The sequence below is a fragment of the Halomonas sp. 707B3 genome (genome assembly GCF_024158645.1).
Lineage (GTDB): Bacteria > Pseudomonadota > Gammaproteobacteria > Pseudomonadales > Halomonadaceae > Vreelandella > Vreelandella lionensis.
In genome coordinates this window covers 1-8,721 of record NZ_JAMZBE010000149.1, presented here as the reverse complement: position 1 = coordinate 8,721, position 8,721 = coordinate 1, and the positions used below count along the sequence as shown (strand labels likewise).

Annotated in this window: 8 protein-coding genes; 7 read left to right on the top strand and 1 reads right to left on the bottom strand. The window is 54.7% G+C overall.

Going from position 1 to position 8,721, the window contains the following annotated elements; genetic code table 11:
* The first annotated feature begins 71 nt into the window (after nucleotides 1–71).
* The 5 genes from BIS10_RS15595 (at nucleotide 72) to BIS10_RS15575 (ending at nucleotide 4,219) form a co-directional block, all read left to right on the top strand.
* Entirely contained in the window at nucleotides 72–851 is a 780-nt protein-coding gene (locus BIS10_RS15595; protein ID WP_253506481.1) for a SapC family protein, read from the top strand.
* A gap of 54 nt (nucleotides 852–905) precedes the next feature.
* Nucleotides 906–1,115 carry a DUF6447 family protein gene (locus BIS10_RS15590; protein WP_253506478.1) on the top strand — a complete coding sequence of 70 codons (210 nt, stop codon included), beginning with the start codon at nucleotides 906–908 and terminating at the stop codon, nucleotides 1,113–1,115.
* Nucleotides 1,116–1,475: 360 nt separating this feature from the next.
* Nucleotides 1,476–2,273, top strand: coding sequence for a glycerophosphodiester phosphodiesterase family protein (locus BIS10_RS15585; RefSeq protein WP_083025539.1), 798 nt, complete (start codon nucleotides 1,476–1,478; stop codon nucleotides 2,271–2,273).
* 217 nt (nucleotides 2,274–2,490) lie between these two features.
* A complete protein-coding gene (locus tag BIS10_RS15580; protein ID WP_253506476.1) occupies nucleotides 2,491–3,024 on the top strand; it encodes a DUF6447 family protein in 534 nt (177 codons plus the stop codon).
* A gap of 40 nt (nucleotides 3,025–3,064) precedes the next feature.
* Complete coding sequence (locus tag BIS10_RS15575) at nucleotides 3,065–4,219, top strand: hypothetical protein (RefSeq protein ID WP_253506473.1); 1,155 nt, start codon at nucleotides 3,065–3,067, stop codon at nucleotides 4,217–4,219.
* A gap of 52 nt (nucleotides 4,220–4,271) precedes the next feature.
* Here the strand turns inward: BIS10_RS15575 and flgK are convergent, their stop codons facing one another.
* Nucleotides 4,272–6,968, bottom strand: a complete 2,697-nt coding sequence (gene flgK, locus BIS10_RS15570; protein ID WP_253506471.1) for a flagellar hook-associated protein FlgK — start codon at nucleotides 6,966–6,968, stop codon at nucleotides 4,272–4,274.
* A gap of 245 nt (nucleotides 6,969–7,213) precedes the next feature.
* Between flgK and BIS10_RS15565 the strand changes: the two genes are divergently transcribed.
* Nucleotides 7,214–8,236: an acyltransferase gene (locus BIS10_RS15565; RefSeq protein ID WP_253506469.1), complete on the top strand. Its 1,023-nt coding sequence runs from the start codon at nucleotides 7,214–7,216 to the stop codon at nucleotides 8,234–8,236.
* A 3-nt stretch (nucleotides 8,237–8,239) separates the two neighbouring features.
* The coding region (locus BIS10_RS15560) for a hypothetical protein (protein WP_253506465.1) at nucleotides 8,240–8,721 on the top strand (482 nt) is incomplete at its 3' end.

Sequence of the window (8,721 nt, the reverse complement as noted above, 5' to 3'; positions counted from 1 at the left end):
GCAAGACCGTGTTTGACAACGTATTTTGCCCTGACCTTGTCGGGGCTTTTTTATTCAAAAGCGGAGGGTCTATGCCTCAGTGGATCGCACTTTCACGCACTCAACATGCCGACCATTCCTACCTTCCCCGCCAGGGCTATACCTTTGCTGTGAATCAGGCCGTAGCACCGGTGCTATTGGCGGAATTACCCAAGCTGTTGCCGCACTACGCCCTTGGCTTTATCCAGCAGGAAACCGGCTATCAAGCGGTTGCTTTATTGAGCCTGGATGGTCAAAACAACCTTTACCTACATAGCGATGGCCGTTGGCTTGGCAGTTATGTACCCGCCTCGCTACGCGGTTATCCCTTTACCCTCGCCAATACCGAGGAGGGGCAAAAAGCCCTGTGTGTGGATCAAGCCCATCTGAGCGAAGAGCAGGGCGAGCCGCTGTTTGATGAAGCGGGCAACTTGGCACCGACCGTTCAGCGCACGGTGGAATTTCTCAACCAGTGCGAGCAGAACCGTGAGCTGACGCAGCGATCGGTCAACGCCTTGGCAGAGGCCGGTGTGATGGAACAATGGCCTTTGAAGCTCGAGCGCGGCGAAGGCCAAGAGCCGATCAGCGTAAATGGCTTGTTCCGTGTCGATGAAAAAGCCTTAAATGCCCTTGAAGGGGAGGCATATGCCGCGTTAAAAGGTGGCCCGATGGCACTGGCCCACGCCCAGCTGTTTTCGATGAGCCAGCTTAGCCAATTAAGCGAGCGCGCTAAGTTCCATGCCCAGCACGCGACCCAAGAAGTACCGGAAAACCTTGATAGCGTGCTCGATGGTGTGGATGATGACGAGCTAACGTTTGATTTTGATAGTTAATTCATTTAAACGCGAATATTGAATTTTATTAAACGCCTATAAAGGAGATACCCCATGGCGAACGAAAAGAACACCATCACCATCGACGGCACCGAGTACAACGTGGCCGACCTGTCTGAAAACGCCCGCAACCAAGTAGTGAACCTGCGCGTCACCGATGCGGAAATTGAAAAGCTCAAGCAGCAGCTGGCGATTTACCAAACCGCCCGTACCGCCTATGCCAAAGCGCTGAGTGAAGAACTGCCCACCAAAGAGGTGCACTAAGTGCCGCGCTTACTGCTAATCGCCGCTGCTGGGCTGTTGCTCAGCGGCTGCGTGCCGTTTGTGCCGATTATCTGAATCACCCTGAGCCTGACATGTTGAATCACGTGCTTGAGGGGCTGTTGGTGGGCTTAAGTGCCTATTATCTGCCACTGTGCACTGGCACTTCCATGTCGGCTACCCGGGCCAACATAAGCGACTGGCCATAGCGCGCTATTAAGCTTTCCTGAGTTTGTTTAGCAGCTTATGGTCAGTTTTGCCTCTCCACGCAGTATCTTGTTTAGGTCATTCTGCCGTGTTATTGGGCAGTGTCCTTTGCGTATAACACATGCTTTTATTCTGCATTTTAGTAGGTGGTAGGTAATGAAGTGGCCGTTATTGCGGTGGGTGCCTTGGGGGTTAACCGGGGCTTTATATGCGCTGACTATGGTAGCGGCGGCTAGCGAGAGGCAAACATTGCCTTTTATTGCCCATGCTGGGGGTGGGTACCAAAACTGGCAATATACCAATACGTTGCAAGCGCTTGATTTTAATCGTGACTATTTTGATGCATTTGAAATTGATTTTGAGTGGACCTCAGATGGTCACTTAGTATGTTTGCACGATTGGAAAACGAACGCAGAGTGGATTTTTGGACAGCGTTTTGAAGCGCCCGTTAGTTTGGTTGAGTTTGAAGCGTTAGTGGAGAGCCACCCTGTAGCGCAAAACTGTACGTTAACAACGCTGGTGCAGTGGCTGCAGGAAAACCCAGAAAAGCGCTTAGTGACCGATATTAAAACAGACAATGTGGCGGGCTTGAGGCAGTTGGCAAGCGCCTATGGGGAAGGGGTGGGAAAACAGGTTATCGCGCAAATTTACCAACCTAGTGAGTATGGCGCTGCCAGGGCAGCGGGGTTTGAAACTATTATTTGGACACTGTACCGCTACCCTGGTGAAGAGGCTGATATTTTACGCGAGCTTGAGGGCATGTCACTGTTTGCGGTCACCATGCCTCGCCACTTGGCGCTGCAAGGGTTAGCGAAGCGTTTACCGGTTAATGTTTATGTACATACCGTAAACACCCAGCGTGAATGGGCGATGTTTCAAGCATTGGGGGTGAGTGGCCTGTATACCGATTGGCTGCCAGACCCTAATGTAGAGGTTGGTGATGAGAGCGGTTAAATGTGCCATTAATGGTCGCCACTGAGCGGCTGTTTTTATGGTGGGCGATACTTTGCGCTTAGGCCCTGCCTGCCTACACCGTGCGGTAAAGGCTCGACAGCGTGCCCAATGCCAGGGATGATGGCGGGCTAATAAGTGGGTACTAAACGCTTCAGCCGGGATGGGCTGGGCGGTTTGCCCTGTGTACCGATGATTTAAGTAGTGGATGTAACGTTAGATGAAGACACATATGCCCTGGCAACAGGCAGGTATCCCCTGGGATGCGATTGAGCAGGCCATGGCGCACTGCGACCGCGTAGGGCGAGATGCCTTTCGCCAAGAGGCGCATTCGGGTTTTAAAGCTGCAAAAGGCAAAGGTGTGATGCACCAGCAGCGTGGCCCCTATGAGCCTCGGCCTTTGGTGGCGGCGGCCTATGCGATTTGTTACCCAGATCAGCCGCGCCTTGGCCCTAAAGATTTTACCGGCGATACGGCGCGCCAGTATCTACTTCGCTCACACGGCTTTACCTTGGGTGGGGAGCCACCCGTCAGCCAAGCGGAGCCAGCCCCCGCCGCCGAGCAAACGGTAACATTCAACGGCGTCAGCTACCCACTTAGCGAACTTTCAGCGGCTGCCAGCCAAACGCTGGCCAAGCTGAATAAAACCGACACCACTATTCAACAGCTGCAACAGCGGCTGGCGATCTACCAAACTGCGCGCAGTGTATATGCCCAGGCGCTGAGTGACGCGCTGCCGAAACAAGCGCCGTAGCGGCTGGAGGTGATACCACGCCGCTGGAGATGAGTGCCGCATGAACCATCGGTTAATAAGCAGGAAAAAAGCTGCTGCCAGCGGTGTGGGTGGGCAATCGCCGTTGTTGGCCCGGTTGCTGCCCAACGAGCCCTGTATGGTGAATAACAAGGCGCAGGCGGCGTTAACAGAGCGCTATTTGCTGCCTTGTTTAGCCGAGGTGGCGGCGTTTTTCCTTGCGTTACGCCATCAGGTTGACCCTGCGCTCTATCAGCAGCGGCCGGTGAAGTTGGGCAAGCCTTACCCGCTTGGGCAGTGTTTGGAAATTACCCGGGCAGTGCAGCGTTTGCTGCCGGATGCTGGGGTGGCCACTGCTGGGTTTAGTGGTGCTGCCTTAGCGGGTGCCCATGCCTATCGGGCGTTTCGTAAGGCCGGGGGCAGCACGCGGCAGGTGTGGGGCGACTTGCGGGGCGAGTTTTTCCAGAATGCCTTTCAAGTGGGCACGCTGTATGTGGATGTCGCTAACGATACGGTGACGCCTACCAAGCCCAAGGTGGAAATCTTGCCGTTTGCTGAGTCGGCACTTATCCCCATCGCTGATTTTAAGCATTTCAAACGTATTGCCGAGCGTTACTGGCAGGCGCGTATTTTCCCCAACCATATTCTTCCTGAGCTGGCACCTACGTGCCCGTTGATTCATGTTAGCCCAGAGGGAAAGGTGCAAGTGGCGGAGGCAACGGGCTATATGGTGGCCATGGCGCAGGCCAGCGCTTTCCGTGCAAGCGAGGAAGTATTGTGCGATACGCCAGTGCCAGACGATATTTTTGCGCATGTGCGCCGTCATTTGGCGGGCACGCCGTGGGCTTTGCCGCGCAGTGCTGAAGAGGGCAAGGCGGCGGCGCTGCGTGCTTGCCGCGAGCAGCGGGCGAAACGTTGGCACCTTTCACCGGCGCAGGCGAACGCGCATCTCCAAGCGGTGATTGCGCTGAATCACCGCCTGTTGCATGTGTTGCCTTCACGCAGACAGCAGGTAAGCCGCCTGACGACAGTAGATGTGGGGGATGTTCAGCCGTTTGCTTCGCCAGTGGGCAGCCTATCCTATGGGCAGCGGCTTGATGAAGAGATCGCAAGGTTAAAGCAGCGGTTGGCTATTTGCCAAACCGCTCGTATTGCTTATGCCCAGGCGCTGAGTAATGAGCTGTTAAAGCACTCGTAGCAGTGGGGCGTGCCTGCGTAGCGCTCACGCGCTCTATCTTTCCTGTTACTGATTAGCTGCGCAGGCCAAGAATGGTATCGAAAATTGTTGATGCGGTGCTGATCACGCGGGCGTTGGCTTGGTAGAACTGCTGGAAGCGGATGAGGTTGGCTGCCTCTTCATCCAGGTTCACGCCAGATTCCGACTGTTGAACGGCGCGCAGTTGATCGGTCAGCCCTTGGCGGGCATCCAGGTTTACCTGGGCGATGTTGGTTTGGTTGCCTACGTCGCTCACTATCGCGCCGTAAGCACCGCTGAACGAGGCGCTGCCCCCTACGGTTAATTCGTTTTGCAGGTCTTGTAGCGCCAGGGCGTTGCGGTTGTCGCCGGGGCCGGTGGTGCCGGTGATGCCTGTGAAGGTCACGCCGCTGGTGGTGCCATTGCTGGGCAGCTCGTCAACGGTAAAGCTGAGGATGGTGGCGCCCGTGGCATCGTCTTTAATGATTAAGCGCTCGCCAGCGGCGAGGGTGTCGCCGGTGCCAGCATTCACCGAAAGCACATTGTCGATTTCAGTGCCATCTTCTTTAAAGATGCTGTAAATGCCTTCCGGCGGCGGGGAAGTGGGCACCGAACCAGCATCCGGGGAAACAAACAGGTTGTTGTCGCTCTCTGCCCCAAAGAGCCCAAGGGTAAGGGCGCCGTCGTCAGCGGCTTTAATCGCAAAGCTGGGCGGTTGGTACTTGGCATCCATTTGTTTGAACGCTGGGGCAACGTCAATCTCGCTGACTTCAAGCTGGTTCTGCACGCGGCCAATGGGAGTGTTGTCTGAAATTGCGCCCCCTGCAGCTGGCACCCCTGGCATGTCATCCCAGGTGGCGGTGATGTTGAAACGACCATTGCCCGATATCAGCACAAAGAGTGGTTCAGTAACCGTGTCGATATTTAACTTTTCACTCATGCCGTCAAGAGAGCTACTGCCGTCATTAATAGCGCCTTCACTGTCAAAATGATCCGCATCACCGGTATAAGTAAAGGTCATACCGTTGTAGCTGGAAGTCACGCCATCGGCAAGGTCACTTGAGAAGTTAGTGCCTTTGTGAAAAAGCAGTTCTTCATCACTGTAAGTCGTGCCCTCAGGAAAACCGCGGGCTAAAGTGAACACTTGTGTTTCAAGGTCATCTTCAGAGTCAATGCTATTACTTGTCCATGTATAGTCAGCATCACTTCCTGTGACGGGAGTGCCGATGAGGTGTTTACCATCTCGGGTGAATATCTGGATGTCGTCATCTGCCCCTAAATCATAGAGGTGGATTTCAACATTTTTGGCATCAACAGGAATAAAGGCAAATGGCTTAATGCCCGAAGTCTCTCCGGTCAACGTACTTCCTGTGGCAAATTTACTGGCAAAACTCTCTGTTTGCCCCAGGCGCGTTGTGCTCTGCGACTGAAAATCTACTGTGGAATAGGGCATGGGGCTTACCGGGCCCTGCGCGGCGGCAATTTTATCCAGGTCGCTGACCAGTACGTCCATACCTGCGGCGGCGCGGCGCACGGGCTGTACGTTAAACGTATCGCCTGCAGCGGGGGCGCCGCTTAGCGTCATATCGATACCGCCGAACGAGAGGGTGGTGCCATCCCATTCGGCATTTACTTCTTCTCCGCTGTCTTGCCGGGTAACGCTGAAGCTGCTGCCGTCGTACTTTACTTGGTAGTCGGTGGCGCGTAGGTCATCAACGCGGGTGGCATCAAAGGTAATGGTGCTTACTTCTGCGCTATTGTTTTTGCCGCTATAGGCTTGGGGGGCGCGTATTGAAAAGAAGTTTTTGCCTTGTTCGCCGTCTAAATCAATGCCTTGTTTGTGTATTTCGTTAAAGGCGGTGGTGAGCGATACGGCGAGCTGGCCAATTTGGTTTTGGGTTTTATCTAGCGATTCCTGGCGGAAGCGCATTAGCCCGCCCAGACTGCCGCCAGTAAGCACGTCCTCGTCAAGGGGCACCACGTTGCCACTACCATCACGGTAGCCAACAATAGTGCGTTGGGGGTCGTTTTCTGCGGTTATGGGGGTGAGTTTGAACGCATCGGCACCGCTCACTAACGGCTGGCCGTTGGGCAGGCTGACGTTGTAAGTTTTGCCATCCTGAATATTGAGCCGTACGTTTAGGCGCTCGTTTAGCTCGGCAATCATCTGGTCGCGCTGGTTCAGCAGGCTGTTGGGCGCTTCGCCGCTGCGGGCGCGCGACAGGGCAATTTCGCGGTTTAACCCGGCAATTTGCTGGGTGGTGTTATTTACCTGGGTAATTTCGTCTTCAATTTCGCTGTTGATGTTGTTCTGCATATCTTGCAGGTAGCTATCAAACGAGCGGAATTGGGCGCTGAGCGTTTGCGCGGTACCAATAACCCCTTGGCGGGCGGCGGGGTCTGAGGGGGCGCTGGCCAGGTCTTCCAGGCTGGAAAAGAAGGTTTGCATCAGCGGTGAAAGTCCGGCGTCGCGGTCGGCAAGCAGGCTGTCGATTTGCGTTATCTGCTGGCTGTATTTCTCTAACGCCGTGGATTGGGTGCGGGCGTTATTCAGCTGACTGGCCACATACTTATTGAATTGGCGCTGAATATCGTTGACCTGCACGCCGGGGCTGCCTGAGGACTGTTCACCCAGAATCGTAATTTCCCGGTTGTAGCCGGTAGTGTAAACGTTGCTGATATTGTTGCTGGTGGTGTTCAGCGCGTTTTGTGCCGCATTTAACCCGCTTAGCCCAATCGAAAACATGCTCATCGCCCAGTGCCCTTGTTATCATTTGCCCAACCGTCAAACGGGTAAAGATTACTTCATTACGCTGCTAAAAGAAAAGGCGAATGAGGAAAAGTTGGCAATAAAATCATCGGTTTGGGTGGCGGCTATGCTGGAAAGGCAAGGCGGTGCAGTCAAATTCCTGGGTTAGCCCGCACTGGTGCAGGCCACTGTTGTGGGTGCCACGCTGCCTTTGCAGTACACTGGCTCTTTTTTAAGCGAATGTTGCGATGTCTCCCTCGTTATTTAATACGCTCAATCTTATTAAAGTGTTTGGCGCTGCGTTAGTCGTGGCTTCTCATTATGCTGGGCAGTACTACAGCACGCCGTTTTATAGTTATGGTACGGGCTGCTTTTTTGTGGTGTCGGGATATTATGCCTTTAACTGGGAGCGCCACCGGGGCTGGTACTATCTTGCCAAGCGTTTAACGCGTTTATATCCGGCGTTTTTGGTGGCGTTGCTGGCTTATTTGTTGGCGCGGCAAATACCGTTGGCCGAGTGGCCGCTGCTGACAGCCCATCATCTTACGTTTTTGCTTTCCACGCCGGATAGGGCAACGGTGTTTGCACTTAACCCGCCGTTTTGGTCGTTGGCGGTGTTTTTTACGTTTTTTGCTTTGGTGGCTTTTTTACCCCGCATAACGCCCCGCTTTTGGCAGGTGGTGGTGCTGATGTTGCTAGCCGCTGGGGCACTGTGGTTAAACGTTACCACTTGGCGAGAGGGGTACATTGAGCTGTGGGTGGCGCCGCTACATTTATATGCTTTTTGGTTGGGTGGCTGGCTGGGGGCTAGGGCGCATCGTCGCCCGGTGCCGTTGCACTGGGGTTATACGTGGCTGGCGGTGGGCATTATGCTGCTGATTGTGGTGTGCGGTGCTTACTACCAGTGGCTTACCCGTGTACTTTTCTTGGGTGAGACGTTTGCTTACCGGGGGGCTATGGTGGTGCTGTATGCGTTGCTATTTTGGGCAATGATTCATAGCCCGCTGGCAGCACGCGGCACTGGTTTGCTCAGCTTCTTGGGCACCATTAGTTTCGGGGTTTATCTGTTTCATAACCTGCCTGTTTATTGGATGAGCGATGCACTGCCCGCTAGTGTGGCGGTGGTGCTTTCTGTGGGGCTTTCCGTGGGTGTTGCGTGGCTTTCGTGGCGCTTTGTGGAATCTCCGTTTCAGCGTTGGAGTAAACCTCGGTTGGCGAAGTGGTACCGCCAGCCTGCGGCGGCGTTGCCGCGCGATGGTAAAAGGGAGTAGTGCGTGAAGTTGCGTTATGGCTGGGGTGTGGTGGGGGGCATCGTTGGGTTGCTGGTGCTGTGTTTGCTGGGGCGGCGTTTGTTTGTATTGCAGGCAATGTCTTACGAGGTGTTGGGCTGCCGGGCTTGTGTGGTGCCCAATGTGTTGGCATCAGATGTGCCGTATTGGGCGGTCGTGGTGGCGCTGTTTGTGGTGTCGTTCGGCCGTCGTGGGTGGTTGTGGCGTGGGGTGTGGCGGGGTATTGCTTTACTCGGCGTGGCGCTGTATGCCGCCGATATGTGGGTGATGTCCCAGTTTAGTACGCGTTTAATGTTGGCGGATATTCGGGTGTATACCGCTGATACTGCACAAGCCTTGGCGCTAGTGTTGCAGTGGCCGCTGTTGCACCAGTTGTTGGTAGTTGGGGGCTTAGTGCTGGGGGCTGCGCTGTGGTGGTGGCCGGTAAGCGAGCCAATATCTCGGCGGGGCATTGTTCTGTGCGGTAT

Excerpts from the sequence above, each read along its gene's own strand:
- BIS10_RS15585 (WP_083025539.1), top strand. The coding sequence starts at position 1,476 with ATGAAGTGGCCGTTATTGCGGTGGGTGCCTTGGGGGTTAACCGGGGCT.
- BIS10_RS15580 (WP_253506476.1), top strand. The coding sequence starts at position 2,491 with ATGAAGACACATATGCCCTGGCAACAGGCAGGTATCCCCTGGGATGCG.
- BIS10_RS15595 (WP_253506481.1), top strand. The coding sequence starts at position 72 with ATGCCTCAGTGGATCGCACTTTCACGCACTCAACATGCCGACCATTCC.
- flgK (WP_253506471.1), bottom strand. The coding sequence starts at position 6,968 with ATGAGCATGTTTTCGATTGGGCTAAGCGGGTTAAATGCGGCACAAAAC.
- BIS10_RS15575 (WP_253506473.1), top strand. The coding sequence starts at position 3,065 with ATGAACCATCGGTTAATAAGCAGGAAAAAAGCTGCTGCCAGCGGTGTG.
- BIS10_RS15565 (WP_253506469.1), top strand. The coding sequence starts at position 7,214 with ATGTCTCCCTCGTTATTTAATACGCTCAATCTTATTAAAGTGTTTGGC.
- BIS10_RS15590 (WP_253506478.1), top strand. The coding sequence starts at position 906 with ATGGCGAACGAAAAGAACACCATCACCATCGACGGCACCGAGTACAAC.